The 26,984-nt window shown below is 70.1% G+C and carries 21 protein-coding genes and 3 pseudogenes; 13 read left to right on the top strand and 11 right to left on the bottom strand.

Going from position 1 to position 26,984, the window contains the following annotated elements; all coding sequences use genetic code 11:
* Genes SNA_RS21285 through SNA_RS21275 form a run of 3 tightly spaced genes read left to right on the top strand, consistent with a single transcriptional unit; the run spans position 1 to position 4,696 of the window.
* Positions 1-1,374, top strand: a complete 1,374-nt coding sequence (locus tag SNA_RS21285; protein ID WP_030064317.1) for an ATP-grasp domain-containing protein — start codon at positions 1-3, stop codon at positions 1,372-1,374.
* On the top strand, positions 1,371-3,398 hold the full coding sequence (locus tag SNA_RS21280; protein ID WP_030064316.1) for a PEP/pyruvate-binding domain-containing protein: 2,028 nt from the start codon (positions 1,371-1,373) through the stop codon (positions 3,396-3,398). The genes SNA_RS21285 and SNA_RS21280 overlap by 4 nt, the downstream gene beginning before the upstream one ends.
* Positions 3,395-4,696, top strand: a complete 1,302-nt coding sequence (locus SNA_RS21275) for an MFS transporter (protein WP_037788840.1) — start codon at positions 3,395-3,397, stop codon at positions 4,694-4,696. Before SNA_RS21280 ends, SNA_RS21275 begins: the two co-directional genes overlap by 4 nt.
* Here SNA_RS21275 and SNA_RS21270 read toward each other — a convergent pair.
* Entirely contained in the window at positions 4,672-5,406 is a 735-nt protein-coding gene (locus SNA_RS21270; protein ID WP_030064314.1) for a 2OG-Fe dioxygenase family protein, read from the bottom strand. The genes SNA_RS21275 and SNA_RS21270 overlap by 25 nt on opposite strands.
* Before the next feature lie 207 nt (positions 5,407-5,613).
* On the opposite strand from SNA_RS21270, the gene SNA_RS21265 reads away from it, so the two are divergent.
* The 4 genes from SNA_RS21265 (at position 5,614) to SNA_RS21250 (ending at position 9,828) form a co-directional block, all read left to right on the top strand.
* A complete protein-coding gene (locus SNA_RS21265) occupies positions 5,614-6,795 on the top strand; it encodes a sensor histidine kinase (protein WP_198535107.1) in 1,182 nt (393 codons plus the stop codon).
* A complete protein-coding gene (locus SNA_RS21260; RefSeq protein WP_030064311.1) occupies positions 6,792-7,451 on the top strand; it encodes a response regulator in 660 nt (219 codons plus the stop codon). Before SNA_RS21265 ends, SNA_RS21260 begins: the two co-directional genes overlap by 4 nt.
* 120 nt (positions 7,452-7,571) lie before the next feature.
* The gene (locus tag SNA_RS21255) at positions 7,572-8,210 is read left to right on the top strand and encodes a GOLPH3/VPS74 family protein (RefSeq protein ID WP_044366210.1); all 639 of its coding nucleotides are present in this window, start codon (positions 7,572-7,574) and stop codon (positions 8,208-8,210) included.
* 25 nt (positions 8,211-8,235) lie between these two features.
* Positions 8,236-9,828 (top strand): carboxylesterase/lipase family protein, encoded by a 1,593-nt coding sequence (locus tag SNA_RS21250; protein ID WP_030064309.1) that lies wholly within the window; start codon positions 8,236-8,238, stop codon positions 9,826-9,828.
* 35 nt (positions 9,829-9,863) lie between these two features.
* On the opposite strand, the gene SNA_RS21245 is transcribed toward SNA_RS21250, so the two are convergent.
* Both SNA_RS21245 and SNA_RS21240 read right to left on the bottom strand, forming a co-directional pair.
* On the bottom strand, positions 9,864-10,628 hold the full coding sequence (locus tag SNA_RS21245) for an alpha/beta hydrolase family protein (RefSeq protein WP_241779769.1): 765 nt from the start codon (positions 10,626-10,628) through the stop codon (positions 9,864-9,866).
* A gap of 137 nt (positions 10,629-10,765) precedes the next feature.
* Complete coding sequence (locus SNA_RS21240) at positions 10,766-12,310, bottom strand: FMN-binding glutamate synthase family protein (protein WP_030064307.1); 1,545 nt, start codon at positions 12,308-12,310, stop codon at positions 10,766-10,768.
* A 414-nt stretch (positions 12,311-12,724) separates the two neighbouring features.
* On the opposite strand from SNA_RS21240, the gene SNA_RS21235 reads away from it, so the two are divergent.
* Positions 12,725-13,105 (top strand): DUF1003 domain-containing protein, encoded by a 381-nt coding sequence (locus SNA_RS21235; RefSeq protein ID WP_241779768.1) that lies wholly within the window; start codon positions 12,725-12,727, stop codon positions 13,103-13,105.
* 45 nt (positions 13,106-13,150) lie between these two features.
* Here SNA_RS21235 and xdhC read toward each other — a convergent pair whose 3' ends face one another.
* The 3 genes from xdhC to SNA_RS21220 are packed head-to-tail and all read right to left on the bottom strand — an operon-like array spanning position 13,151 to position 17,875.
* Positions 13,151-13,960, bottom strand: coding sequence for a xanthine dehydrogenase accessory protein XdhC (xdhC, locus tag SNA_RS21230; protein WP_030064305.1), 810 nt, complete (start codon positions 13,958-13,960; stop codon positions 13,151-13,153).
* Position 13,961: 1 nt separating this feature from the next.
* Positions 13,962-16,391: a xanthine dehydrogenase molybdopterin binding subunit gene (xdhB, locus tag SNA_RS21225; protein ID WP_030064304.1), complete on the bottom strand. Its 2,430-nt coding sequence runs from the start codon at positions 16,389-16,391 to the stop codon at positions 13,962-13,964.
* A complete protein-coding gene (locus SNA_RS21220) occupies positions 16,388-17,875 on the bottom strand; it encodes a xanthine dehydrogenase small subunit (RefSeq protein WP_030064303.1) in 1,488 nt (495 codons plus the stop codon). Before SNA_RS21220 ends, xdhB begins: the two co-directional genes overlap by 4 nt.
* A gap of 450 nt (positions 17,876-18,325) precedes the next feature.
* Between SNA_RS21220 and SNA_RS21215 the strand changes: the two genes are divergently transcribed.
* From SNA_RS21215 to SNA_RS21205, 3 genes and pseudogenes are all read left to right on the top strand, one after another.
* The gene (locus SNA_RS21215; RefSeq protein WP_030064302.1) at positions 18,326-19,315 is read left to right on the top strand and encodes a pirin family protein; all 990 of its coding nucleotides are present in this window, start codon (positions 18,326-18,328) and stop codon (positions 19,313-19,315) included.
* 459 nt (positions 19,316-19,774) lie between these two features.
* Positions 19,775-20,278, top strand: coding sequence for a Tn3 family transposase (locus SNA_RS40220; protein ID WP_078970071.1), 504 nt, complete (start codon positions 19,775-19,777; stop codon positions 20,276-20,278).
* Positions 20,278-20,406: pseudogene (locus SNA_RS21205) on the top strand (IS5/IS1182 family transposase); the annotation flags it as partial. The gene SNA_RS40220 and the pseudogene SNA_RS21205, both read left to right, overlap by 1 nt.
* Before the next feature lie 28 nt (positions 20,407-20,434).
* Here SNA_RS21205 and SNA_RS21200 read toward each other — a convergent pair.
* Positions 20,435-20,728 (bottom strand): DUF1330 domain-containing protein, encoded by a 294-nt coding sequence (locus SNA_RS21200; RefSeq protein WP_030064300.1) that lies wholly within the window; start codon positions 20,726-20,728, stop codon positions 20,435-20,437.
* A gap of 560 nt (positions 20,729-21,288) precedes the next feature.
* On the opposite strand from SNA_RS21200, the gene SNA_RS21195 reads away from it, so the two are divergent.
* Positions 21,289-22,026, top strand: coding sequence for a dienelactone hydrolase family protein (locus SNA_RS21195; protein ID WP_030064299.1), 738 nt, complete (start codon positions 21,289-21,291; stop codon positions 22,024-22,026).
* A 276-nt stretch (positions 22,027-22,302) separates the two neighbouring features.
* Complete coding sequence (locus SNA_RS21190; RefSeq protein WP_051877175.1) at positions 22,303-23,241, top strand: FAD-binding oxidoreductase; 939 nt, start codon at positions 22,303-22,305, stop codon at positions 23,239-23,241.
* A gap of 84 nt (positions 23,242-23,325) precedes the next feature.
* Here SNA_RS21190 and SNA_RS21185 read toward each other — a convergent pair whose 3' ends face one another.
* The 4 genes and pseudogenes from SNA_RS21185 to SNA_RS40210 all read right to left on the bottom strand — a co-directional run.
* A complete protein-coding gene (locus SNA_RS21185) occupies positions 23,326-24,384 on the bottom strand; it encodes an aldo/keto reductase (RefSeq protein WP_030064297.1) in 1,059 nt (352 codons plus the stop codon).
* 496 nt (positions 24,385-24,880) lie between these two features.
* The gene (locus tag SNA_RS21180; protein WP_044366208.1) at positions 24,881-25,552 is read right to left on the bottom strand and encodes a PP2C family protein-serine/threonine phosphatase; all 672 of its coding nucleotides are present in this window, start codon (positions 25,550-25,552) and stop codon (positions 24,881-24,883) included.
* 123 nt (positions 25,553-25,675) lie between these two features.
* Positions 25,676-26,590: pseudogene (locus SNA_RS21175) on the bottom strand (PHP domain-containing protein); the annotation flags it as partial.
* A pseudogene (locus SNA_RS40210) lies at positions 26,587-26,757 on the bottom strand (transposase); the annotation flags it as partial. The pseudogenes SNA_RS21175 and SNA_RS40210, both read right to left, overlap by 4 nt.
* Positions 26,758-26,984 lie beyond the last annotated feature (227 nt).

Genomic DNA, 26,984 nt, shown 5'->3' with positions numbered 1-26,984 from the left:
GTGAGCACGGTGCTGTTTGTGTATGCCAAGGGCGGTCCGCCCTTGGGGTATGCCCTGTCACGGGTCGCCGCGCGGTCGGCAGTGCACCTGCTGGCGCTCAGCACGCTTCCCCCCAGCGTGGCCCCGGTTGCCGAGCGGCTGTGCGCCTCGGTGCTGAGCCCCGCCGGGACGGAACAGGACGATCTGGTGTCCCTGATCGTCTCCCGGGCCGAGGCCGTCGGCGCCGACGCCGTCGTCACCTTCTCCGAGTACGCGGTCGTCGCGGTCGCCGAGGCCGCCGTGAAACTCGGCCTCGCCGGGGCCGGCGGCTTCAGTGCGCTCGCCCGCGACAAGCGGCTGATGCGCCGCACCTGGATGCAGCGCGGCATCGCCCAGCCGCGGTTCCGTCCGGTGGCCGACGAGCAGGACCTCCGCGATGCGGCCGCCACGCTCCGCCTCCCCCTCCTGCTGAAGTCCGCCTGGAGCGCGGGTTCCACCGCGCACCAGATCATCCGTTCCGCCGACGAGATACCGGCGGCCTGGCACCGGGCGCATGCCGTCATGGCCGAATCCGCGGAGCTGGGCTACGCCGAACTCCATGTGGCCGGAGCCGGCGGGAACTTCCTCGTCGAGGAGATCGTCCCGGGCACCGCAGACGGCTGGTTCGACCAGAGCGGCTGGGGCGACTACGTCAGCGTCGAAGGCGTCGTCGCCGACGGGGAGTTCCGCCCGGTGTGCCTCAGTGGCCGGATGCCGACCGTGGCGCCGTTCACCGAGCGCGCCGGCATCACCCCCGTACCGCTGCCGGACGACACCCAGCGGCGCATCGTGGCCCTTGCCCGCGACGCCGTCGACGCGCTCGGCCTGGAGAACTGCGGGACCCACACGGAGATCAAGCTCGGTGCGGACGGCCGGATGTGGGTGATCGAGACCGCCGCACGGTTCGGCGGCGCGATGACCGTGCCCCAGATCGAGGAGGTCTTCGGGCTGGACCTCATCGGCATGCTCGTCGACCAGCTGCTGGGAAGGCCGGTTGTCTGGCCCGCCCAGGTCCTCACCTCCCAGGAGGCGCGCGGTGCGGCCGGCTCGCTCGTCGTCCTCGCCGTGGACGCCGCCGGTGACGCCTGGCCGGACCGTCGCGTCTGGGATTTCCCGACGGTACGGGACGCGGCGCCGCTCAGTGCCGGCAGCCGGCTGACCGTGGTGGCCGAGAACTCGCTGCCCGACGGTGCTCCGGTGCCCGTGTACGACCCGGCCGCGGGCGCCAACACGATGGCGGCGCTCTGCCTGCTGTCCGCCGCCGACCCGGGGACCGTGCTCCACGACTTCGAGACCCTCGTGCGCGCCCTGCCGAAGGTCCTGCCCCTCGCCGGCGCCACGGAGGCCCGCTCATGAGCATCACCATGGTCCCGCCGACCGCGGCTCCACCGTCGCCCGTCACCGACCGGACGGCCGTCGGCGAACGCCTTGACCTGCCGCTGTTCCGGAGCCTCGCCGGCTCCCTGGCCGGCCACCCGTACCTCAAGGTCGTGGTGGACCGCGCCGAGGACACCTGGCACCTGCTCGACACCGCGGTCCACCCCTTCCACGTCGACTACATCGCCACCCGCGTCCTCGGCATGGCACCGGCGGAGCTGGACGCCTGCCTGGACGCCTTCAACGCCTCCGTCTACATGGCACCCGACCGCCGCTTCCTGCTGGGCGTGCTCTCCCTGCACACCGACCAGGACACCGAGGGCCCCCGGCCCTTCCTCGTCCTGGAGACGACCGAGGCCGACACGATGGACGGCCCGTTGCTGGAGGAGTTCTACGCGCTCGTCCGCCAACGGCTCGACGGCCGAATGCCGTTGCTGCTGAAACCGGCGAACCACGGTCAGGAGCATGCCCTCGCCCCGATCAGCGACATCCGGGTGCCGCGGATCCTCAGCCACCAGCTCTTCGGCCATCGCACCCGCACACCGCTCAACCCCGGCGAGGCCGCCGGCCGGCTGCGCCACTTCCGTACGACGCAGGAGTACGCGGCTGCGGCCGGCACACTCGGCGGGTCCGACATCCTGGCCATGCCGTGCCTGCCGGACGATGTGCCGCGCGTCGCGGGCTTCATCAACACCGCGACGACCACCCCGCTCTCGCACACCAACGTCCTCGCCGCCGGCTGGGGCATCCCCAACGCCATCGTCCGCGACCTGGACCGGCTCATCGGGGCCGAGAGCCTGGACGGCGGCTGGGTCCGCTACCGGGTCACCGAGGACGACATCAGCCTCGTCCCGCTCGCCCCGGCGGCGGTACCGGCCACATCGGCCACATCGGCCCGGCAGCGGCAGCGCATCCGGCTGAGCACGCCGCTGCTGGACGACCTCGCGGCACGGCCGCTGCACCGACTGCGCCTCGCGGATCAGAACCGCTACGGCACCAAGGCGGCCCACCTCGGGGAGCTCCACCACGTCCTGAACGCCCGCACCGCCGACCTCACCGCCTTCCACGGACAGCCGCGACCGCCCCGCCCCGACCTCTACCGGCATCTGGCCGCCCGCCTCGGCACCACGCACCCGGCGCCCCCCGGGGAACTCCGGGCCGCGGCCGCCGACTTCGTGGCCGACACCGTCAGCGCGCCGGACGGCATAGCCCTGCCGTTCGGCCTCCAGCACCGCTTCGTGCGGTCCTCCCCGGCACTGCGCGAGGGCATCAGCCGCCTCAAGGCAGCCCTCGACGGCGGCGCCCCCGAGGCGCTGGAACCGCTCTGCCTGCGGCTCCAGCAGCTCGTCCGTACCACCGCCCTTCCCGACGAGGTGGCCGGCCACATCCTCCGGGCACTGCCCACCGGACCGGCCGCGGGCCGCCGTCTCGTGGTCCGCTCGTCCGCCAACGCCGAGGACCTGCCCGGCTTCTCCGCGGCGGGCGTCTACACCTCGGTCACCTCCGTGCACGGCGCGGACCAACTCATCGGCGCCGTACGCGAGGTGTGGGCCTCCCTGCTGTCCCCGCGCAGCGTCCGGCTGCGTCACCAGGCGGGCATCCCGCTCGACGACACCTACATGGGCGTGATCGTCCAGCCGTACCTGCCGGCCGACCTCGGGGGAGTGCTGGTCACCTGCAATCCGACCAAGCGCGCGGACTTCCGCAATGTCTGCCTCAACTGCTCGCCCGGATCCCCGGAGGCCGTCGTCGACGGTACGGCGCTGCCCCTCCAGTACCTCTACAACACGGTCGAGGGCGGTGGCCGCACCGTCGCGCTCGGTTCGTGCGACAGGGACCTGCCCGCCGCCACACGGGAGAGGCTGGCAGACCTGGCCCTGTCCGGGAGGCTGCTCCAGTCACACTTCAGTGCGCCGGACGTGGACCGTCCGCTCGACATCGAGTGGCTGATGACCGATCAGGGCGCCTTCCACCTGGTCCAGATCCGCCCCTACGCGCGGTGAGCCGCAGCAGTGCCCACCCGGGCAACGCCGGTACGTCCCGGCCTTCGGCCCCCGGGGCCCGCCGGATCATCCGCCTGAACAACGCCTTCCAGCTGCTGTTCAACCTCCTGTGGTGGATGCCGGTCTTCTACGCCTACCAGCGGCAGGCGGGCCTCTCCGACGGACAGATCTTCGGCATCCAGAGCATCTACTACATCGCCTTCTGCCTGTTCGAGATCCCGACCGGACTGGTGGCCGACCGCCTCGGGGCCCGCAACTGCCTGCGCGCCGGCGCCATGGTGATGACCGCGGCCAACCTGGCCCCCCTCCTCGCTCCCACCTACACCGGCTTCCTGGCGCACTTCCTGGCGATCGCCGCCGGTCGCTCCCTGACCTCCGGCGCCGCCAGCGCCTACCTCTACGACAGCCTGCGTGCTCAGGGGGCGGGCGAGCACTATCTGAAAGCCGAGGGACAGGCGCGGGCGTGGGGCCTGGGCGCGAAGGTGCTGTGCTGGCCGCTGGTCGGCCCGCTCATGAACCTCGCGCACGGTGCGCCCTACGCACTGAGCGCCCTCAGCGCCGCCGGCTCCGTCGTGTGCGCCATGGTCCTGCCGGGCCGGGCCACCTCGCCACCCACGGCCGGAGCGCGCCGCCGCCCCACGGCCCTGCGCGACGCCACCGCGGCGCTGCGTACCCTGCGCGCCACCCCGTGGCTCGCCCTGGTCATGGTGCAGGGCGTGGCGGTCTTCACCCTCTCCCGCATCTGCCAGGTCAACCTCTTCCAGCCGGTGCTGCTGGACCACGGCATCGGTGAGAGCTCGCACGGCGCCGTACTGGCTGCCATGACCGTCGCGGAGGCGCTGGCCTCGGCCCGCCCGCAGTGGCTCACCGCACGGCTGCGGCCGGCGTCATGGGTGACACTGCTCAGCCTCGCGATGGCCGGGACACTGGCAGGTCTCGCGCTTGGCGGCCCGTGGACCGTCATCGTGCTGCTCTGTCTGTTCGCCGCCGTCTGTGGCTTCACCTACCCGCTCCAGCGCAAGCTGGTGAACGACGCCATTCCCCCCGGCGCACCACGCGCCACCCTCCTCTCCGTCGAAAGCATCGTCGACCGCGCCGTGTGCGCACTGGTGGCCGTGGCCGCGGGCAGCTACCTAGAGGCAGGCCGACTGGACGCCCTGCTGTGGCACAGCGCGCTGCTGACCGGCGCCCTGGTGGCCGTCTGGCACCTGGCACTACGACACTCTGCCGGCCCTGTGCCCACCGCCCTCCGCCGCTCGCCTCGACCACAGCCCTACCGGGATCTGATGGGGAAGTAGTCGATCAGCAGCATGTCGCGGATGCCTCGGCGAACCCCGTCCACCGGGCGGATCGCGGAGACGCCGTGGAAGACCCGGCGGTCGTCGATCACGAGGGACTCGAACGTGTCGAGCAGTGTGGTGCGGTGGATCGGCCTGCGGTTCCGGTCGAAGATCTGCGACTCGCCGCCGTCGACGTCGGTGCGGCGCATCAGGACCTGGGCCACGAAGTGGTGGCCGTCTTCGTGGACTCCCTCAGGGGCCGGGAGGCCGTCGGCGTCGTGCGTCGCTGTGATGCGGATCTGGTGCACTCCGACACCGCTGGTGACCGGGTCGAACTCGCCGGGAAGACGTGCCATGAAGAAGTGAATGAGGGTGTCCAGCACTGCGGATTCCCGCACGCTCTCCGACAACGGGGGAAAGGCCCGGTCCACCCCGCCGTGCAGGGAGTTGACCTCCTGCGTCTGATGGAAGACACCCGCCGGGTCCGCCACGAGTTCTCCGGCCGCCCAACGGAAGGATCCGTACCGTCGACGACGGTAGTCCGCCCCGTCCTTCATGTAGGAGTCGACGGGCAGATCCTCCCAGGACTCCAGAAAAAGCTTGAGCTGTTCCTCGGAGTGTGCCGCCAGGTTCTGGTGTAACTCCGCTGCTGGAAAGCAGCGGTAGGGGGCAGAGGCGTCATTGTTGCCCCCAGGAGTGCTCTGCGGCTGTATCGCCTTGGTCGTCACTGTGTATTCCCCGTATTCCCCGTATCGATTGCCCTGTGCGGTCAAGTCTCGCTTGCGGCCGGAGGTGGACCGGCCCTGGGGGTGAGGTCCGAAGACTCCCTCAGCATTCGGCCCGCTTCCGGACCAGGCAAGGCGAGGGTACATACGGGTCGTTCAGGACCTGGGCGGTCACCGCTGCGCTTCGGCAGTAGCGGCTAGGGTCGGGGCGTGGACCGCAGCAGCAGACAGCCGGACAACACCTTCGCAGAGGAAGCGCAGGGTGAGCTGTCGCCCCGGGCGGCCCGGGTGCTGTGGGGGAAGTCTGCCGGTCTGGTGCTTGCCGTCCTCGGCACCTCGGTGCTCGTCGTCGGTGCGGAGCACGGCCGGCGACTGCCCGTGGCCGTGGCCCTGGTCCTCGTGCAGGTCTGCGTCCTGAGGTGGCAGGCGCGCGCCCCGGTCGCCGTACTGGCCGCGAACGCGGCGACGGGGCTCGCGGTGTGGGCGCTGCTGCCCGCGGTGTCCTTGACGGGGGCGCTGCTCGCGGCGCAGGTCGCGCTGTGCGTGCTGTCGGCCATCAGGCCGCGGCGGGTGTCGTTGTGGGCGCTCGCGGCGATGTGCCTGCCGGCGCCGCCGGCGTTCGGGGCGGGCGGCCCTGCGGGACTGGCGGTCTATCTGCTGACGGTGGTCCTGGCGTGGACCGCGGGGCAGTGGCGCAGGGCGCAGCGGGCACGGGCGAGGGCGGAGGCGCGCCGGGCCGTGGCGGAGGAGCGCGCGCGGATCGCACGCGAGGTGCACGACGTCGTGGCGCACACCCTGTCGGTGATGGTCATTCAGGCGGGTGCCGCCGACGACGTGTTCACCGAACGGCCCGACCAGGCCCGTCAGGCGCTACGGGCCATCGAGACCGGCGCCCGCTCGGCGCTCGGCGAACTGCGTCTGCTGCTCCGTGCGTTCCGGCCCGATGCGGAGGAGACCGGGGCCGGGGCAGGAGCCGGGGAGCAGCGGGAGCCGGGGCCCTCGCTCGCACGCTTGGACGAGCTGGCCGACACCGTGCGCGCGACCGGGCTGACCGTGCAGGTGCACCGCGAAGGCGCCACCGACGGGCTGCCCGCCGCGGTGGACCTGGCGGCGTACCGGATCGTCCAGGAAGCCCTCACCAACACGCTGCGCCACGCGGCCGGAGCCGACGAGGTGAGCGTGCGCGTGACGGTCGAAGGGGAGTACGTGAAGATCGGAGTGGTCGACAACGGCCGTACGCGGCAAGGTGGTTCGGCCATGGCGGGAGCGGGGCGAGGGCTCGTCGGGATGAAGGAGCGCGCACGGCTCGTGGGCGGCAGCCTGCGCGCCGGTCCGCTGCCCGGAGGCGGGTTCGAGGTGGCGGCGCAGCTGCCGGTGGAGGACGCGTCATGACGCTGCGCGTGGTGGTGGCCGACGACCAGGCCCTGGTACGTACCGGATTCCGCATGATCATCGATGCGAGGGACGACCTGGAGGTGGTCGGTGAGGCGTCCGACGGCCGGGAGGCGGTGCGGCTGACGCGGGAACTGGCGCCCGACGTGGTGCTGATGGACGTACGCATGCCCGTCGTGGACGGTATCGAGGCGACCCGGCAGATCGCGGGGTGCGACAGCCGGGCCCGCGTGCTCGTACTGACCACCTGGGACGTGGACGCACATGTCGTCGACGCCCTGAGGGCCGGGGCCAGCGGCTTCCTGCTCAAAGACATCCGCCCCGCCGAACTCGTCGACGCGATCCGCCTCACCGCGCGCGGCGACGCGCTGCTGGCCCCGACCGTGCTGAGCCGCGTCCTCGACCGGTTCCTGCGCACCACGCCCGATCCGGCACCGCCGCCCTCCCTGCAAGACCTCTCCGGCCGCGAGCGGGAGGTACTCACCCTGATCGGGCAGGCGCTGTCGAACGCGGAGATCGCCGGGCGACTGCGCCTGTCGGAGGCCACCGTCAAGAACCATGTCACCGCGGTGCTGCGCAAACTGGGCCTGCGCGACCGCGTCCAGGCCGTCGTCGCCGCCTACGACCACGGCCTTGTGGAGCCACGTCGCCCCTGACGGCCCCGATGCCGCCTCCTCCTCAAGGAGGAGTCCGGGCCGCGATCCTCCTGCGTTCCCAGTGGCGGTCCGTTCCCGTGGCCGATCCGTGGCAGGGGTACCCGGCCATAGCGTCGACGTGTGAACGACGACCTGACCTCCTGCATGTATCTGCTCGCCCACGACGACGCGGCCGAAGGCCCTTACAACCGTTCCCGGACGGAGCTGCTGGTCCGTGCCGCCGCCCTCGTCGACCTCGCGTTGCGCGGCCGGCTGGGGGAGGACGGCGGCACGGTCACCGTGTCCGGCACGGAACCGACCGGCGACCCCGTCCTGGACGATGTGCTGCGCGACGCCGCCGCCGCGCACGGCTGGAAGCACCTCGTGCGCCGCCACCGCAAGCGGACCCTGAGGGAGGTGGAGGACCGGCTCGCCACGGCGGGACTCCTCACCGTGCAGGCACCCCGCACCCGCTTCGGCACACGGCGGCTGACCGTGACGGATCGCGCCGTGCCCGCCGCACTCCGCACCCGCGTGTCCGCGGCGCTGCACGGGGACGGCCCCGTGCGGGACATCCCCGCCGCCGACGCCGCGCTGCTGGCGCTGGCCGCGGCGGGCGACCTCCGCCCGGTCGTTTCCCGGCAGGACCAGAAAACCTGCCCGGCCCGTATCGACGCCTGCACGGGCTCTCTCGCCGCCCTCGCACCCGGCCTGGAGAAGGCCGTACGCGCCCTGCCGATGACCATGATCGCCGCGCAGGGCGGCATGGGCGGCAGCTGACCGGATGGGGAGACAAGGGGAGACGATGAGCATGCACCGCGTCCTGACCGCCCTGTGCTGCACCCTGACCGCCGTGCTCGCGACGGCCTGTTCCGCAGCACCACCGACGGGGCCCGTCCGGCCCGCCGCCGTCACGACGAAGCCCGTCCGGCCCGCCGCCACGACGGTGCGCACCCACGACGGCCCGGTGCGGGGCGCTGCCCACGACGGCTACCGCACCTTCGAGGGCATCCCCTACGCGGCGCCCCCGGTCGGCAGGCTGCGCTGGGCGCCGCCCCGCAGTGCGGCGCCCTGGTCCGGGGTACGGGACGCGACCCGCCCCGCGAGCGCCTGCCCGCAGCCGGCCGGCGAGGTACCCGGCGGCAGCACCGACGAGGACTGCCTCCACCTGAACGTCACCACGCCCGACGACGCACGCCCGGCACACCCCCGGCCGGTCATCGTGTGGCTGCACGGCGGCGGCTTCACCACCGGAGCGGGCAGCTCGTACGACGCCCATCGCATGGCCACCCGCGGCGACGCCGTGGTGGTCACCGTCAACTACCGCCTCGGTGCCCTCGGTTTCCTCGCGCACGGCGGGCTGCCCGGCTCCGGCACCTTCGGTCTGGCCGACCAGCAGGCGGCGCTGCGCTGGGTCCGTGCCGAGATCGGTGCCTTCGGCGGCGACGCGGACAACGTGACGCTGGCCGGCGAGTCGGCGGGCGGCTACAGCGTCTGCGCCCAGCTCGCCTCACCCGCCGCCACGGGCCTGTTCGACCGGGCGATCGTCGAAAGCGGCCCCTGCACAGGCCGCCCCGATCGCCCGTTCGCCCCGTCCTCCGTCCCCCTGTCCACGGCGCGCGCCGAGGGCACGGCCCTCGCGGCAAAGGTCGGCTGCGGCACGGCCCACGACGTGGTGGCCTGCCTGCGGCGCGTGCACGTCTCCCGTCTCCTCGCGGCTCAGAACACCGATCAACAGCCCGCTTACGCAACCCTGTTGCTGCCTCGCGACCCCGCGGCAGCGATCGCCGCCGGCCACTTCCACCACGTCCCCGTACTCCTCGGCAACAACCACGACGAGGGCAACGGCTGGGCCGCCGGCATCGTCCAGGCCGGCCACCCCGTCACCCCCGACACCTGGCCCGACGTCGCGGCCACCTTCTTCCCCGCCCCGGGGCAGGCGAAGGCGATCGTCCGCGAGTACCCGGTGCACCGGACCGGCGGCGGCCCGGTGTTCGGCGCGGTCATCGGCGACGCGGACTTCGCCTGCCCGACGGCGCGCACGGACGGCCGGCTCGCCGCCCAAGTACCGGTCTGGCGCTACGAGTTCGCCGACGAGCACGCCCCGCCGCTCACCCCGGGCACGCCGCCGTTCCCGCTCGGCGCACCGCACGCGAGCGAACTGCCCTACCTGTTCGACCTGGGCGGCCGCCCCCGCGACCTGACCGCGGCACAGCACCGGCTGGCCGACGCCATGATCGACTACTGGACCCGCTTCGCCCGCACCGCCGACCCGAACGGCCCGTCGTCGCCGTACTGGCCCCGGCAGACGGTGCTGTCCCTGGCGCCGGACCACATCGTCCCCACCCGCACGGCACAGCACCGCCACCACTGCGCGTTCTGGAACGCCTTCGGGTGATTACGAAATGATTCCGTTGATCACCGGGCGGCTGATCACCTGGCGGCGATCCCGCCCCCGTGGATGTACTGATCGGCCCAGGCACTGATGATGTGGGCGGCTCGCTGCGCTTGTCCCCGTGCGGTCAGGAGATGGTCCGCTCCTTCGAGTGAGACGAAGCTTCGCGGGTGTCGTGCCTCGCGGAAGATCTCCCCGGCATCGTCGATGCCGACGGTGTTGTCGGTCGGCGAATGCAGGACGAGCAGCGGCAGGTCCAACTCGCGAATCCGGTCGCGCAGGTGAGCACGGCGGACGTCTTCGACGAAGGCGCGCTTGAGGACCAGGGTCCGCCCGCCGACGAACCACTCGTGCGAGCCGTCACTGAGAACGCGATCCACGACCGCGTCATACTGTCGTTCGACGTGGCTGGGGTCGGCGGGCGCCCCGATCGTGGCAACCGCGCGGACGCCGGTTGCCTCGGCCGCTGCGGCAAGGACGGCGGCGCCTCCCCATGAGTGCCCCACCAGCAGGTCTGCCGGCGTCCCTCGCTCCGCCATCAGCGCTGCGGCACGGACCGTGTCCTGGACCTTGACGGTGAAGGAACCGTCCCCCCAGTCGCCGTCGGAGTCCCCGATTCCGAGGTTGTCGAAGCGCAGCATGCCGATCCCCTCGCGTGCCAGCTGCTTGCTGACGCGCGAGGCGGCCGGCGAGTCCTTGCCGAGTGTGAATCCGTGTACGAAGATCCCCCAGCCCCGGATCTCGCCCTCCGGCAGGTCGATCACTCCGGCCAGTTCGGGGCCGACGACGCTGGGGAATCTCACTTTTTCGGGCATGTTGCGATCACCTAAGCAGGGACTGTTCGTGGGCAAGGACGACGCGGGCGACACCGGCTGGTGCCACGCGCGTGCTCCGAGCAGGAGAGTAGAGCAGTCAGTGCGGACTTGCCGCGGTCGGCGCGTCAGACGGCCGGCTTCTGTACGGAGGTCGGCTTGGTGGTGAGCAGTGCAGTGATCTCCTCGGCGAGGTGCGGGCCCAGCTCGCCCCAGCCGTCCTTGTAGCCGTAGACGCCGGCCAGGGTACGTGCCTCGTAGTCGCCGTTCATGATCTCGATGTCAGTGGCCGTGATGAGTGCCGGGTGGGCGACTCCGACGGCCGCCGATACCTTCATCAGCTCCTTGCGCAGGGTGCGCAGGTAGACGGCGGCCCGGGTGGCCTTCGAGGTCGGGTCGAGGCCACGGGCCAGCCACGGGTTCTGGGTGGCGATGCCCGTGGGGCACTTGTCGGTGTGGCACTTCTGCGCCTGGATGCAGCCGATCGACAGCATCGCCTCACGGGCCACGTTGATCATGTCGGCACCCAGAGCGAAGGCGACGGCGGCGTTCTCGGGCAGGCCGAGCTTGCCGGAGGCGATGAAGGTCAGGTCGTCGGTCAGCCCCAGCTCGGCGAAGGCGCCGTAGACCCGGGAGAAGCCCATCCGGAAGGGCAGCGACACCGAGTCGGAGAAGGTCAGCGGTGCCGCCCCGGTGCCGCCCTCGCCGCCGTCGATGGTCACGAAGTCGACACCACGGTCACCACGCGCCATCAGCGTGGCCAGTTCCTGCCAGAACTCCATCTCTCCCACCGCGCTCTTGATCCCGACCGGCAGCCCGGTCTCGGTGGCGAGCAGTTCGACGAAGTCGAGCATCGAGTCGACGTCGCTGAACGCGGTGTGCCGCGACGGGGAGGCACAGTCCTCGCCGAGCGGGATGCCGCGGATCTCGGCGATCTCCGGGGTCACCTTCGCGCCCGGCAGCATCCCGCCCAGCCCTGGCTTGGCGCCCTGGGAGAGCTTGATCTCGATCGCCTTGACCGGGGCGCCGGCGACCACATCCTTGAGCTTGTCGATGTTGAAGCTGCCGTCCTCGTTGCGGCAGCCGAAGTAGGACGTACCGATTTGAAGGACGAGGTCGCCGCCGTTGCGGTGGTGCGGCGAGAGGCCGCCCTCTCCCGTGTTCTGCATGGCGCCCGCCAGCGCCGCTCCCTTGTTGAGGGCCGTGATCGCCGCGCCGGAGAGCGATCCGAAGCTCATCGCCGAGATGTTCACCACGCTCGCCGGCCGGAACGCCTTGGCGCGCCCGCGCGGCCCGCCCAGCACCTTGGCCGAGGGCAGTGGGGCCTGTGGGTCGTGCGCGTCGGGCAGCGTGCCGGCGAATGTGCGCTGCTTCAGGTACGCGTGCCCCTGCATGTGCTCGACGTCGTTGTCGGTTCCGAACCCGAAGTAGTTGTTCTCCCCCTTCGCCGACGCATAGATCCAGGTGCGCTGGTCACGACTGAACGGGCGTTCCTCGTCGTTGGAGGTCACGATGTACTGCCGCAGCTCCGGCCCGATCGTCTCCAGCAGGTACCGGGCGTGCCCGATCACCGGGAAGTTCCGGAGCAGTGCGTGCTTCTTCTGGACAAGGTCACGAGCGGCCACCAGCCCCAATACTGTTGCGGTGGCTGCGGCTATGCTCCGGGCGCGCATGAACGTACCTCTCCTCGATGCTCGACTCCATCGCCATGCGGTGGACGTCGTCGTGTCGTATCGGGCGTTGGGCGGCGGGCACGACCCAGCGGGCGTCAGCGTCCGTCGGAGAACGCGAAATGATATTAGGGGCTCGCTCGGTCAGGCGTGGGGGCAGGGTCGTCGGGTGGGGCGGTCCAGATACAACTGCGGCCACGGCGTCACATGTCAGCGTCCTTGATTCCCGCGCCCCCGTGTCAACGCGCCGAGGAGACCGTTCTTCCCCGCTGCCGCCCCCGGCGCGTGCAGGATGAGGGCATGACGCCCCATCGCGGCAGTTCGGCGGGTGGTCCTCGGCCTCGCCCCGTCATCCGCCTCCCACATGAGCAGGAGCTTTTCGCCCGTGGGCGCGGTGTGCAGGACCACATTGCGGACGTGATCACCGCTTTCGCGGGATCGATGGTGTTCGTGTATGTGCACATGGTGTGGTTCGCCGGCTGGATCATGATCAACGAAGGGATCTTCGGTCAGGCCGCGGTCTTCGACCCTTTTCCCTTCGGGCTGCTCACCATGATCGTCAGCCTTGAGGCGATCTTCCTGTCGACGTTCGTCATGGTCAGCCAGAACCGTCAGGCCGCGCGCGACACGATTCGCGCCGATCTCAACTTCGAAGCCAGTGTGCGTTCGGAGGTCTGGTCGACGAACTTGGGGCGAGCCCTGGGCCTGGATCCCGAAGAGATCGAGCGGCAGACCCAGGAGCTCCTCGCGACGAGCCGAGCCAGGATGAACAGCGAGTTGGGACGGCAGCGGCCCTGAGCGCGGGGCCCCTGTCGATCCGGTTGAGCCGACCCAGTGGGAGAGTCAGGTCCCCTCGGTCTCAAAGCGGCGCAGCACATCGGCAGCGACGCTCACGGCAATGGTCGCCGGTTCCTTGCCGGTGATGTCGGCCAGCCCGATCGGGGTCTTGATCCGATCGACGGTGGCCTCGTCGTGACCGCCCTCGGTGCCGAGGCGTTTGCGGAACCGCGCCCACTTGGCCGCCGACCCGATCAGCCCGATGAAGCCGAGATGGGGTGTGCGCAAGGCGGCGTCGCACAGAGCCGCGTCCTCGGCGTGGTCATGGGTCATGATCAGGATGTGCGTGCCGCGCGGCAACTCCGCGAGCACCTCCTCGGGCAGCAGCGGCGTGTGATGCACGTGCACCTGCGCCACCGCGTCTGCCAGCACGTCGAGCCGCTCCTTCGCGAGCATGTCGCAGCGGCTGTCGATCAGATGGAGGTCGAGGTCCTGACGTGCCAGGATGCGCGCCAGTTCCAGCCCGATGTGCCCGACGCCGAAGATCGCCACCGCCCGTGGCACCGGCAGCGGTTCGAGCAGCACCGAAACCGTCCCGCCGCAGCACTGCACGCCATGCTGGTTGGTCACCTTGTCGTTCAGGGTGAAGTCGATCAGCTCCGGCTCCGGCTTGGCCGCGGCGATCATCTCCCGGGCCCGATCGATCGCGACGGCCTCGACATTGCCGCCACCGATCGAGCCCCATGTCTCGGTCTGCCCGACGACGAGTTTCGCACCGGCGTCGCGCGGGGCATGGCCGCGCACGGTCGCGACGGTCACCAGCACGCCGGGCTCCCGGCCTGCTCGCAGCCGTGCGACCGCGGTGAGCCACGTCATGTCAGGCATCGCTCAACGCTTCTGCGTCGGTACGGACCTTGGCCTCCGCGGTATGGCCGTTGGCGGCAAGCGCGCCCGGGGCATGACCGTTCTTCCGCGAGGCACCGCCCTGGCGAGCCGCCTGGATCGCCCAGTACACCGCTTCCGGCGTCGCAGGCGAGGCCAACTCGACGCTGACCTCGCCCGGCCCGAACGCGGCAGCGGCCTGCCGCAACGCTTCTCGCACCGAGAACGCCAGCATCAGCGGAGGCTCACCCACCGCCTTGGACCCGTAGACCGCGCCCTCCTCGGTGGCGTTCTCCAGAAGCGTGACGTTGAACTCCTCGGGCATCTCCGAAAAGCTCGGCAGCTTGTACGTGCTCGCGGCCTGGGTCAGCAGCCGGCCGCGGTGCGGCCCGTCACCGGCGTCCCAGCGCAGGTCCTCGAGCGTCAGCCAGCCCGCGCCCTGCACGAAGCCACCCTCGACCTGACCGATGTCGATCATCGGGGAGAGGCTGTCGCCGACATCGTGCACGATGTCCACCCGCCGGATGCGGTACGCGCCGGTGAAACCGTCCACCTCCACCTCAGCCGCGGCGGCGCCATGGGCGAAGTACTTGAACGGCGAGCCCCGGAACGACTTGGCGTCCCAGTGCAGACCCTCGGTCCGGTAGAAACCGGCCGCCGACAGCTGAACCCGCTGGAGGTACGCGGTGCGCACCAGGTCGTCCCAGGCCAGTTCCTTGTCGCTGCCCAGGCTGCGCGCGACGCCCTCGACGATGCGCACGTCCGAGGCATGCGAACCCAGCCGGCCGGCGGCCACCTGTAGCAGCCGCTCGCGCAACTGCTCGCAGGCGTTCTTCACCGCCGCACCGTTGAGATCCGCCCCGGCACTGGCGGCGGTGGCACTGGTGTTGGGGACCTTGTCCGTTCGCGTCGGGGCCAGCCGCACCTTGTGCAGGGGGATGCCCAGCGTGGTCGCGGCCACCTGGAGCATCTTGGTGTGCAGGCCCTGGCCCATTTCGGTGCCGCCGTGGTTGATCAGGACCGAGCCGTCCTTGTAGATCAGCACCAGCGCGCCGCCCTGGTTGAAGGCGGTGAGGTTGAACGAGATGCCGAACTTGAGGCCGGTGATGGCAAGTGCCCGCTTGGTGTGCGGGTGCGCGGCGTTGAAGGCCGCGATCTCGCGCTTGCGGTCGGCGATGCCGGCGTTGTCCTTGACCTGCTGCCAGACGGCGGAGATCCGTTCGGGGTGAGCGACCGGCTGTCCGTACGGCGTGTACTGGCCCTGCCGGTAGAAGTTGCGCTCCCGCAGCTCCATCGGATCCAGGCCGAGCAGTGGCGCGCACCGGCCCATGATGTCCTCGATCACCAGCATGCCCTGCGGCCCGCCGAAGCCGCGGAAGGCGGTGTTGGAGACCTTGTTGGTCTTGGCGATGCGACCGGCGATGCGCGCGTGGGGAATCCAGTAGGTGTTGTCGATATGGCACAGGGCACGGGCCACCACCGGCTCGGAGAGGTCCAGGCTCCAGCCGCCGTCCGCGGTCAAGGTGGCGTCCAGGGCCTGGATGCGGCCGTCGGCGTCGAAGCCGATCTTCCACGTGGCGTGGAACCCGTGCCGCTTGCCGGACATGGTCAGATCCTGGGTCCGGTTGAGCCGCAGCCGGACCGGCCGGCCGGTCAGCTTGGCGCCGAGCGCGGCGACGGCCGCGAACCCGTGCGGCTGCATCTCCTTGCCGCCGAAGCCGCCACCCATCCGCAGACACTGCACGGTCACCTCATGGCTGTGCAGACCGAGCACATGCGCGACGATTTCCTGCGTCTCCGAAGGATGCTGGGTGCTGCTCTGGACGAACACCTGCTCGGCCTCGTCGACATAGGCCAGCGCCGCGTGCGTCTCAAGGTAGAAGTGTTCCTGATCCGAGAACTGCAACTCGCCGGTGAACACCTGCGCGGAGTCGGCGAAACCGGCATCGACGTCGCCGGTCAGCATCACGGGCCGAGCGCCGTGAAAACTGCCGGCCGCGATGGCGTCCGGCAGCGTGATCACGGAGGGAAGTTCGTCGAGTTCCACCTCGATGGCCGCCGCACCGAGCCGGGCCGCCTCCCGGGTCTCGCCGAGCACCCAGGCGACCGCGTGGCCGTAGAACATGACCTCGTCGGGGAACAGCGGTTCATCATGCTTCATCCCCGCATCGTTGACGCCGGGCACGTCGGCTCCGGTCAGCACGCGGACCACACCCGGTACGGCGAGCGCGGGGCCGGTGCGGAGGGCGGTGATCCGGCCGTGCGCCTTCATCACCTGGACCGGGTAGGCGTGCAGCACGTCCTTGGTGCGATGGACCAGGTCGTCGGTGTAGAGCGCGGTGCCGGTGACGTGCAGGTTGGCGCTCTCGTGCGGCATCGGGAGACCGACGACGGGCTTTTCGGGACGCTCGGACAAATGGCTCATGACGACACCGCCTCGGTGGTCTGTGCGTACAGCTTCAGCAGGCTCTGGCCGAGCATCGCGGAGCGGTACTCGGCGCTGGCGCGGTGATCGTTCATCGGCGTGCCCTGGGACCGGAGCACCTGGGCCGCCGCCTCGACGGTCTCCGCCGCCCACGGCTTGCCCTCCAGAGCCGCTTCGGTGGCGAGGGCGCGGATCGGGGTGGCGGCCACGCCTCCCAGGCCGATGCGTGCCGTGCGGACGATCCCGTCCTCGATGTCCAGCGCGAACGCGACCGCCACGCTGGAGATGTCGTCGAAACGCCGCTTGGCGATCTTGTGAAAGGCCACGACCGGCGACAGCGGCAGCGGGATGCGCACCGCGCGGATCAGCTCGCCGGGCCTGCGCACGCTCTGCCGGTAGCCGGTGAAGTAGTCCGCCAGCGGGACCTCGCGCTCGCCGTCGGCGTCGGCGAGCACCACCGACGCCTCCAGCGCGAGCAGCGCCGGCGGGCTGTCACCGATGGGGGAGCCGGTACCCAGGTTGCCGCCGAGGGTCGCACCGTTACGGATGAGCCGGGACGCGAACTGCGGGAACAGTTCTGCCAGCAGCGGGACGTCACCGTCGAGACGACGCTCGATCTCGGTGAGCGTCAACGCCGCCCCGATCTCGATGTGGTCGGATTCGACGCGCAGCTCCCGCAGTTCGGGCAGCCGGTCGATGGCGACCACGCAATCCGCCCGGCGGGAACGGATGTTGACCTCGACGCCCCAGTCGGTGGAGCCTGCGACCACCACGGCGTCGGGCCGCTCGCGCAGCACCTGGAGCGTTTCGGCCAGGGTGTCCCTCCGCAGGAACACCCCGCCGTCCTGGGCGTATTCGGTGGCGACCGGAGCGGGCGGGGACTGCTCGCGACGCTGCGCCAGCGGGTCCTCGTCGACGGGCGTACCGACGGCGAACGCGGCATCGCGAATCGGGCGATAACCGGTGCAGCGGCACAGGTTTCCGCTCAGCGCGTGCAGATCGAAACCGTTCGGACCGTGCTCGGCGTCCGTGCTGTCGTCCGAGTCCGAGTCCGAGTCCACGTCCGAGTCCGCGTGTGCGCAGCGGTCGGGCCGGTAGTACTCGGCGGCCATGCTGCAGATGAATCCCGGCGTGCAGTAGCCACACTGGGAGCCGCCGCGGACCGCCATCTCCTCCTGCACCGGGTGCAGGGTGGGCGGCTTGCCGGGACCGCCGCCGGTGGCCAGACCTTCGGAGGTGATGATCTCCTGACCGTCGAGCGACGCGGCCGGGACCAGGCAGGCGTTGACCGCCACCCAGTCGGTGGGCTTGTTCACCCCGGGACGGGCCACCAGGACCGAACAGGCGCCGCATTCACCCTCGGCGCATCCCTCCTTGGTGCCGGTGAGGCCACGCTCGCGCAGGAAATCCAGCGCAGTGATGTGCGGCGCGGCCGGTGAAATCGGCGTTTCCTTCCCGTTGACCGTGATCCGCGCTTCTACCATGTCAGGCCCACATTTCGGTACGCGATCGGCCGATTCATCATGTTCGCCATGTTCGCCAATTTCAGGCAGCTTTCTGTGTTCAGACGCGCCACGTGAGGGGAGCGGGCGCACGACGGCACGCAACAGGGACGTGCCGGAAGACGGTGACGAGAAACCCGGAATGTGCGGCATGTGCCACCCATGGACACATCAGAACGGCGTGCTCAGCAGCCGTGCGCGATCCGACCCGGAACCCAGACCGTGCACTGGGCGAGGCGACCAAGATCGGAGCTGGTGTACATCCGCCGGTCGCCTCCTTTCGGTAGTCATGGATCGACGTCTACCGCAAAGTAGTGGCTGGGGCCACCGAGATCAAGGGGTTGACGCCGGTCCGCGGTGCGCACCTGCCAGTGCCGCCGCCCGACGTTATCGTTGAAGCTGGAACAAGTTTCGGGCTGGGAGGCGGCCACCGTGAGCAATACCGAAACGAAACCGATGGAGCTGCGATGCGGTGCCACGGTGGACAGCGGGCTGCCGGCCGAGGCGGCACGGGTGGACGTACTGACCGCCCGCGACGTGCCCCTCGGCGGCCCCCGGGCGATGACCGTGCGACGCACACTGCCGCAGCGCGCCCGGACTCTGATCGGCGCGTGGTGCTTCGCCGATCACTACGGCCCCGACGACGTCTCGCTGACGGGCGGCATGGACGTGGCCCCGCACCCGCACACCGGCCTACAGACGGTGAGCTGGCTGTTCAGCGGGGAGATCGAGCACCGTGACAGCCTGGGCAGCCGCGCCTACGTACGGCCGGGCGAGCTGAACCTCATGACGGGCGGATTCGGCATCTGCCACTCCGAGGTGTCCACGCCGCGGACCACCATCCTGCACGGCGTCCAGCTGTGGGTGGCGCTGCCGGAGGAACACCGCAACGCCGAACGGGACTTCCAGCACTACGCCCCCGAGCCCGTGCGGATCGACGGGGCCGAGATCAGGGTCTTCCTGGGCTCCCTCGCAGGTGATGTCTCCCCGGTGCGGACCTTCACCCCCCTGCTCGGCGCCGAGATTCTCCTCCAGCCCCGCGCGGCGGTCACGCTCACCGTGGACCCCGGCTTCGAGCACGGCCTCTTGGTCGACCACGGCGACGTACGTCTGGGCGACGCCCTGGTTCGTCCCGCGGAGATGGGCTACGCCTGTCCGGGCAGCGAGGCGCTGACGCTGACGAACGATGCGGACGACATCGCACGGACGGTCCTGCTCGGCGGTCCCCCCTTCGACGAGGAAATCGTCATGTGGTGGAACTTCGTGGGGCGGTCGCACCAGGATATCGTCGAGGCCCGTTCGGCGTGGATGGAAGATGCGGATGGTGCGCGCTTCGGCGAAGTGAAGGGCTACGACGGCGATCGACTGCCCGCCCCCGAGCTGCCGAACGGATCTTTGAAACCGCGCGGACGTGTGCGCTGACCTGCTGCTATGAGTCGTCAGTGGATCAGTGACGGGTGCGTCCGCCGCCAGCCGGGCTGTGCGGCCCTGAGTGGCCGACCGTGCTTCAAAACGGTGACTCCGGGAGCACCCTGCGGGTCGCGTGTTCAGTCATGTGTGACAACCTCTGGTCGGACTCATGCTGACCCCATGCTGACTTTCCTGAAGGTCAGTCAGTTCAGTCCGGAGTGCATGCCGACCTCGCGGGCGGTGGTGTAGGCAGCCAGGCCCATCACCGGAACATCTCCGCCTGCGCGGAGCGGCCCCGGGCCCCAGCGAGCACTTCGACGCCGAGACCGGCGCATCTCCGCCTACGTGGAGATGTTTCGGCCACCATCTGCGCGAAGTGCAACGGCACCTGGTTCGCTCCCCGCCCGCGGAGGCGCTCCGGGCATGAGCCGCCGGCTGTTCATGACATGGCGGGCCGGACCTCGCTAGCGGTTGCGCTCCGGGTCGCGGAAGAACGCCACCTATGCCGCCTTCCGTGAGGTCGGCCGCGTGATCCGCACTGTCCAGTTGCTGCGCTACCTCTCGGACGCGCCGCTGCGCCGGCGGGTGACCGCGGCGACGAACAAGGTGGAGTCGTTCAACCGGTTCTCCCAGTGGATCGGCTTCGGCAACCGCGGCGTCATCGCCGACAACGACCCCGTCGAGCAGGAGAAGGCGATGAAGTTCAACGCGCTGCTCACGAACGTGGTGATCTTCCACAATGCCCTGGACATCGCGGAGATCGTGCGGCAGCTGCTGGAGGAGGGATGGGAGGTCGATCCGGAGGACCTGGCACACATCTCGCCGTACCTGACCGAGCACATCAACCGGTTCGGCGAGTACAGCACCCACGAACTCGGTATCCAGCCCGAGGCGTACGACCCGGAACTCGACGTCGACTTCACACCGCTGCGCGAGCAGGACCTGATCGCCGCCGGTCTCGGCCAGGCCGCCTGAACCGTATCGAACGAGCCATCAACCGGCTCAAACAGTTCCGCGCCGTGGCCACCCGCTACGACAAGCGCGGCTACGTCTTCCTCGGCACCGTCACGACCGCAGCCCTCGTCATCTGGCTCCGCACATGATCGACCGGACAAGCTCTAACCCCATCGGTCAGTCAATGCCTTCGATGATGCGGAAGTCACGCTCGACGCCGTCGGAGAGGGCGGCCAGCGCCTCCTGGTAGGCCTTACTCTCGCGGGCCGCAACGGCCTGATCGAAACTGTCGAACTCGATCAGCACGGTGCGCTCGGCGATTCCGGCGTCGTGGGCGACGACCCGAACACCGCGGGAGAGGAGCCGCCCGCCCCCGGCTTGGACGGCCGGACCGGCCAGCTCGTTGTAGGCAGCCAGCTGCTCAGGGTCTGAAATCGAGCGGTAGGAACCGACCCAGTAGCCCTTGGCCACGGAATCCTCCAGTGCCTGGAAGAGCACATACGACTTCGAATTCACACTTCAGATCGATCGTACCCAACGACGGATAACCGGGGCGCTGCAGAGTCCTCGCCGGTCAGCCCCGATTCGGGCCAGCCGGTCCGGCCAGGTTCGTGCTCGCAGGACCTGGCCGAACGACAGACGGCACGAGCCACGGCGACGTCGGTCATCTGGAGGGCATCCGCACCGCGCCGGTCGAGGCTGCGGTCAGGACGGCCCCGGGCGAGCGTAGGCGGGCGAGAGCGAGGCAGGCCATAGTCGTGACCGCCATCGCGGCAATGCCAACCACCGCTGCCGTTGTGTAGGCGCCGTCGTTCGCGAAGGGATGGCCGGCGTCGGTGCCGGCGGCCAGGAGCAGGCCGCCTATGGCGCTGCCCCAGGGGCGCGTCGATCCGCATCCGAACCCGAGGCGTGAACGGGGATTGTGACGGTTCTTGTGAGCCCTCGCCGTATTTCAGAGGGACACCCGCGCTGTTCTGCCAGCGGCAGAACACCGGCCGGACCGGGCTCGACGATCACTACAGTCCAGTCTCATGACGACGATTACGACGCGTACGGTCGAGTACCCGGCCGACGGTTTGACGATGATCGGGCACCTCGCGCTCCCGGCCGGTGTCGACCGCCGGCCCGCGGTGCTGCTCGGACCAGAGGGCATGGGGCTCAGCGACGTCGAGCGCCGCCGGGCCGATGCTCTCGCCGAGCTGGGATATGTAGCGCTGGCCTTCGACCTTCACGGCGGGCGCTATTTGGGTGACCCCGAGGAGATGCTGGCCCGTTGCATGCCACTGCTCGCTGATCCCGACCGGATGCGGGGCATCGGCCATGCGGCGCTCGACGTGTTGCGCACCGAACCGCGGACCGACCCCGACCGGATCGCCGCCGTCGGCTACGGCACCGGGGGCGCCATCGGGCTGGAACTCGGGCGTGATGGCGTCAGCCTGCGCGCGATCGGGACACTCAACGCACTGACCACGGGCCGACCGGGCGAGGCGGCACACATTCGCTGCCCGGTGTGGGCCGGGGTCGGGTCGGAAGACCCGATCATGCCGCCCGCGCAACGGAACGCATTCACCGCCGAGATGCAGGCCGCGGGCGTCGACTGGCGCCTCACGGTCTACGGCGGCGCCTTGCACGCCTTCCACCACCCGCCGGTCGACCATCCCGCAGTCCCCGGCGTCGGCTACCACCCACGGCACGCGCAGCGCGCCTGGCGCGACGTCGTCGACCTGCTCGCCGAGTGCTTGCCCGTGACGGAGGATCTGGGGGCATGACCCAGGTAAGCATGCTGGCGCCGGGCCTGGTCGGCGTCGGACACTGACCGTCCCCTCCCCTCGAGTCCGCACAGCAGAACCGCATTCGGGCGGATGCTCGGTCGCGGAGACGCGGTCGCAACTGCCGCAGTAAATCACCGACCGCAAGGCCCCGGCCGGAACACCGACGCTCGATGTGTGCGCGGAGACCGGCCGGGCCCGGCTCTCCTACCGCCGCGCTGAGGAGATCTTCGAGGAGAACACCCGGCTGCCGGCGGCGAGGGCGGCAACTTCGGCGTGGTCACCCGGTACTGGCTGCGCACACCGGATGCCACCGGCACCGACCCCGCCCGCCTGCCGCGCGCCTGCCGCCCGCCCCGCCCCGCCCCGCCCCGGCGACTGGACTGCCAGCTCGTGTGGGCGTGGGACCAGCAGATGACCGAGCAGACCTTCACCACGCTGCTGCGCAACTACGGCACCTGGCACGAACGCAACAGCCAACCCGGCTCGCCGCACGCGCCGCTGTGCGCGGTCCTCCAGCTGATGAACCGCGGCGCGGGCAGCTTCATGATGAATGTGTGGGTCGATGCCGACATTCCAGGCGCCGACGGCCTGGTGAACGACCTGGTGACCGCGGTGACCGCGGGCACCGGCACCACGCCGGCCGACACCCGGACCACGATGCCGTGGCTACACCCGACGACCTGGCCGGGCACCGGTCAGACCGGCGACGCGATCACCCCTCGGTTCAAGAACAAGGCCGGCTACCTGCGCCGCTCCTACACCGACACCCAACTCACCACGATCTACCGGCACCTGACCGACCCCACCGCCAGCCCGACCGGCCTCATGATGCTCGCCGGGTACGGCGGCCAGGCCAACGCGGTACCGCCAAAGGCCACCGCCATCGCCCAACGCGACGCGGTCATGAAGGTCATCTTCCTGACGACCTGGACCGAGGAATCCGACGACGCAGCCCATCTGGCCTGGATCCGCGATTTCTACCGTGACGTGTACGCCGAAACCGGCGGCGTTCCGGTGCCCGGCGAAGTCAGCGACGGCTCCTACATCAACTACCCCGATTCCGACCTGGCCGACCCGAAATGGAACACCTCCCGCGTGCCCTGGCACACCCTCTACTACAAGGACAACTACCCACGCCTCCAACAGATCAAGGCCCACTGGGATCCGGGCAACGTCTTCCACCACTTCCTGTCGATCCAGCCCCCCGCCTGACCGGCGGCCACACCAGCAACGCCACGGCGAACGCCACTCGGGCCGGGCCACTGATCTCGGTGCCCTTGCGCGCATACTCGCGGCTCAGCGGGTTTCGACCCTCAGGCCGCCGAACATGGCGCTGCGGTTGCGGGCCAGGAACTCGTGGGGGAAGCCGAGGTCGATGGCGCTTGCCTCGTCCAGGCGGGCGAGGTGAGCGGCATCGAATGCGACGTCCAGGGCACCGAGGTTGTCCTCCAGCTGCGCCGAGGTCCGGGCGCCGACGATCGGTGCCGTCACGTCGGGGTTGTGCAGGGTCCAGGCGAGGGCGACCTGCGACGGCGTCTTGCCCAGTTGGGCGGCGATCTCTTTCACCACATCGGCGATCGCCAGACCGCGCTCGGTGAGGTGGCCCTGGGCGAGAGCGAGGTCCTTGCGGGTGCCCTCGCGCGAGGCGGCGACGGGCTGCTCGGACAGGTCGGCGCGGCCATATTTGCCGGTGAGGACTCCGCCGGCCAGCGGTGACCACGCGATCACGCCCAGCCCCATTTCGCGCGCCATCGGAACCAGGTCGCGCTCCACGGTCCGCTCGATCAGGCTGTATTCGATCTGCAGCGCCACCAGCGGCGACCACCCGCGCAGATCGGCAATGGCCTGCATGCGCGAGACCTGCCAGGCCGGCGCGTCCGAGATCGCCACGTACAGCACCTTGCCCTGGCGGACCAGGTCGTCCAGGCCGCGCAGGATCTCCTCGACCGGGGTCAGAAAGTCCCACACATGCAGGTACAGCAGATCGAGGTAATCCGTATTCAGCTGTCGCAGACTCGATTCCACTGAGGCGAACATGCTCTTACGGTGATTGCCACCGGAGTTCGGGTCGCCCGGTCGGCGCAGGCTCGTGTATTTCGTCGCCAGTACCAGGCTTTCGCGGTTTTCGCGGGTGAATTCGCCCAGCAGCCGCTCGGAGCTGCCATTGGTGTACATGCTGGCAGTGTCGATGAAGTTGCCGCCGCGCTCGACGTAGATCTCGAACAGCTTGCGCGCCTCGTCGGTGTCGGCACCCCATCCCCAGTCGGCACCGAAGGTCATGGTGCCCAGCGCCAGCGGCGAGACACGCAGACCGGAGCGGCCCAGCAGCCGGTAAGCGTCGAGGGTAAGAGACATCGCTTTCTCCTTGGTCGCGTTCCGTATGTCGGACGTCAATGCTCGATGTTCACGTCCTGCTGATGGGACGCTGACGCCACCTTGTGCCACTTCAGCACCAGCACCCTCACAAGATCAGCTCCATCATTCACGCCGCACTCTCTCACGCACGTCGAAGCGGCTGGACCATCTGGATTTCGTTGAGATCCCGCCATCGCCCCGTTTGCCGTTCGGCCGTAAACCCACTGGGCCATTCGGGGGAATTCGACTTCCTCTTATGCGTTTTCGGAGTATGTCCAAACTCGCCTTAAAGTCCGTAGTGGTGTCCGGTGTAGGGCGGTCTCCACGCCCGAGCGGGGCGGGTTTGCTCCGAGAGCTCAACCGCCGCCGTGGCCAGTGGGCAGTCGATGTAGGGGGAACAGTCTGCGGCCACCGTTTCCATGTGAATGGTTGCCGTCAGAGCTATGCGGTAGTGGCAGGCGTGCCATCGGGGAGGGGCTGTTCGGCCCAGATGGTTTTACTGCGGGCGTGGTAGCGGGTGCCCCAGAGTTGGGCGAGTTGGGGACCATGTAGAGGCCGCGTCCTCCTTCGTCGGTGTCCAGGGCACGGCGGATGTGGGGGAGATGCTGCTGCTGTCGGAAACCTCGCAGATGAGGTTGCGGTCTCGGATGAGCCGCAGCTGGTTCGGCGGGCTGCCATAACGGATGGCGTTGGTGGCCAGTTCGCTGACCAGAAGTTCTGTGGTGAATTCCAGCTCTTCCAGGTCCCATTCCTTCAGTTTCCCGATAGCGAGGGCACGTGCTTCGCTCACGACGGCGGGATCGTCCGCCAGATCCCAGGTGACGTGCCGGTCCGGCTCAAGGCCGCGTACCCGAGCTACGAGCAGCGCCACATCGTCCTGCCGACGGGCCGGTGGAAGGTGGCCCATGATCGTGTCGCAGATGTCGTCGAGCCCGGCGCCGGACAGCGCCCGACGGAGCGATGCGGGGTTCGTCTCGGGGCCCTGACCCTGCCCGGTTGGTGAGCCATCGGTGTACAGGACCAGCAGGTCTCCGTCGTCCAGTGTCGCTTCGCCCTTTTCGAAGGGTGCTCCGCCTCGGCCGAGGGGGAGGCCGTCGGGCAGGTCGAGGAACTCGACCTGCCCGTCCGCGCGTCCGCGTGCGGGTGCCGGATGCCCTGCGCGGGCCACGGCGCGTCGCCGTCAACTCGCCGGCAGGTAGCGCGAGGCGGCCGCGACGGCACCGAGCACGGGCATCCGCTGGGGCAGAAGACTGCGTTGCAGCGCCAATGCCGTCGTCCGCTCGCGGGTGTGGCCGGTGGCCTCCGTCTCGGCCAGCAGGCGCCGGGCCTGGGTGGGATCGTCGCTGACGGCCCGGGCGATCTGCTCGGCGGCTGCGGTCATGGCGGTTGAGTGCTTCAGCCACCGCTCGCCGCCGTCTACGTGCTGGCGGTCGACGGGCCGCAGCAGCCGGGCCGCATCGAGCACGTCGGCCAGCCGGTGCTGGTCGGGGTCGGCGTAGCGGACCGCGTTCGCCAACACCGTACGTACGCCGAGCTGGTCGGGCAGGCCCACGGTGCGCGCGGCCAGCCGCAGCGAACCCGCGCCGGTGCCCTGCCGTCCCAGATACACGGTCTCCAGCCGCAGTCGCTCACCTGCCAGCTCCCGCCACGGCGCGAGCAGCTGTTCGGCGACGTCGAGGCGACCCGCGGACAGGGCCCGTACGGGCTCGGTAGCGGGACCGAGCAGCACCACCAGGTCCTGGTCGGCGTATGCGCGCAGGACCGGCCAGGAAACGACCGGCGCCGTGCCGTCGGCCTCGGTGTGCGCGGCGGACACCAGACGGCACAGCCGCGCCCACCCAGCCGCGCTCTGCGCGAGCAGGGTGATCCGCAGCGGCGGCTCCATCACGTGCGCGCCGCCGCGCACGGGCGTACGTTGACGAACGGCGGTCGGGTCCGGCGGGGTGAGCGGGGCGACGGCAACGTCGATGCCGAAGACGGGGCGGATGCCGGCTGCCGCGGCGGCTGTGGCGAAGCGGACCGTGCCCGCGACGGTGTCCCGGTCGGTCAGCGCGAGCGTCGTCATCCCGCGCTCGGCGGCGGGCCGCACGAGGGCGTCGGGCAGGGAGGCACCGTGGCGGGCGCTGTAACCGGAGGCGACTCGAAGCCGACGGGTTCGCTGATTCCTGGAGTGGTCTGGGTGCGAACCCGTAAGACCGTGTCCTATGTGGTGAGGCGGACGTATCGCTTGTAGCAGCAGAGGGCGGCTGCGAGTCCGAGAAAGGCCAGGTAGTTGCGGGGGTGGCGTTCGTAGCGGGGGCTCAGGCGCCGGTAGCCAGACAGCCAGGACATGGTCCGCTCGATGACCCAGCGGCGCCGCCCTGATCGTTCGCTGCCGTGCCCGGCAGCGACGCCAGCAGCAGGCTGCTGGCGTCGAGTCAGCCCCGGAATGGGCGCGCGCTACCTGGCTTCGCTCGTGATCGCCCGGACAGAACCCTAGTTGTCCGAGCACCCGCACCGTTCCAGCTGGCTCTGCTGCCCACAACCGTCGGTTTGTTGCCCGTCATCGCTCAGCCAGTGTTCACACGGGGTTGGCGTCGGCTGGCTTACGTGAACGGCCC

It is taken from the genome of Streptomyces natalensis ATCC 27448, assembly GCF_000935125.1.
Lineage (GTDB): Bacteria > Actinomycetota > Actinomycetes > Streptomycetales > Streptomycetaceae > Streptomyces > Streptomyces natalensis.
The sequence above is the reverse complement of the archived record's forward strand: the minus strand, read 5'-3'. Positions and strand labels throughout refer to the sequence as shown.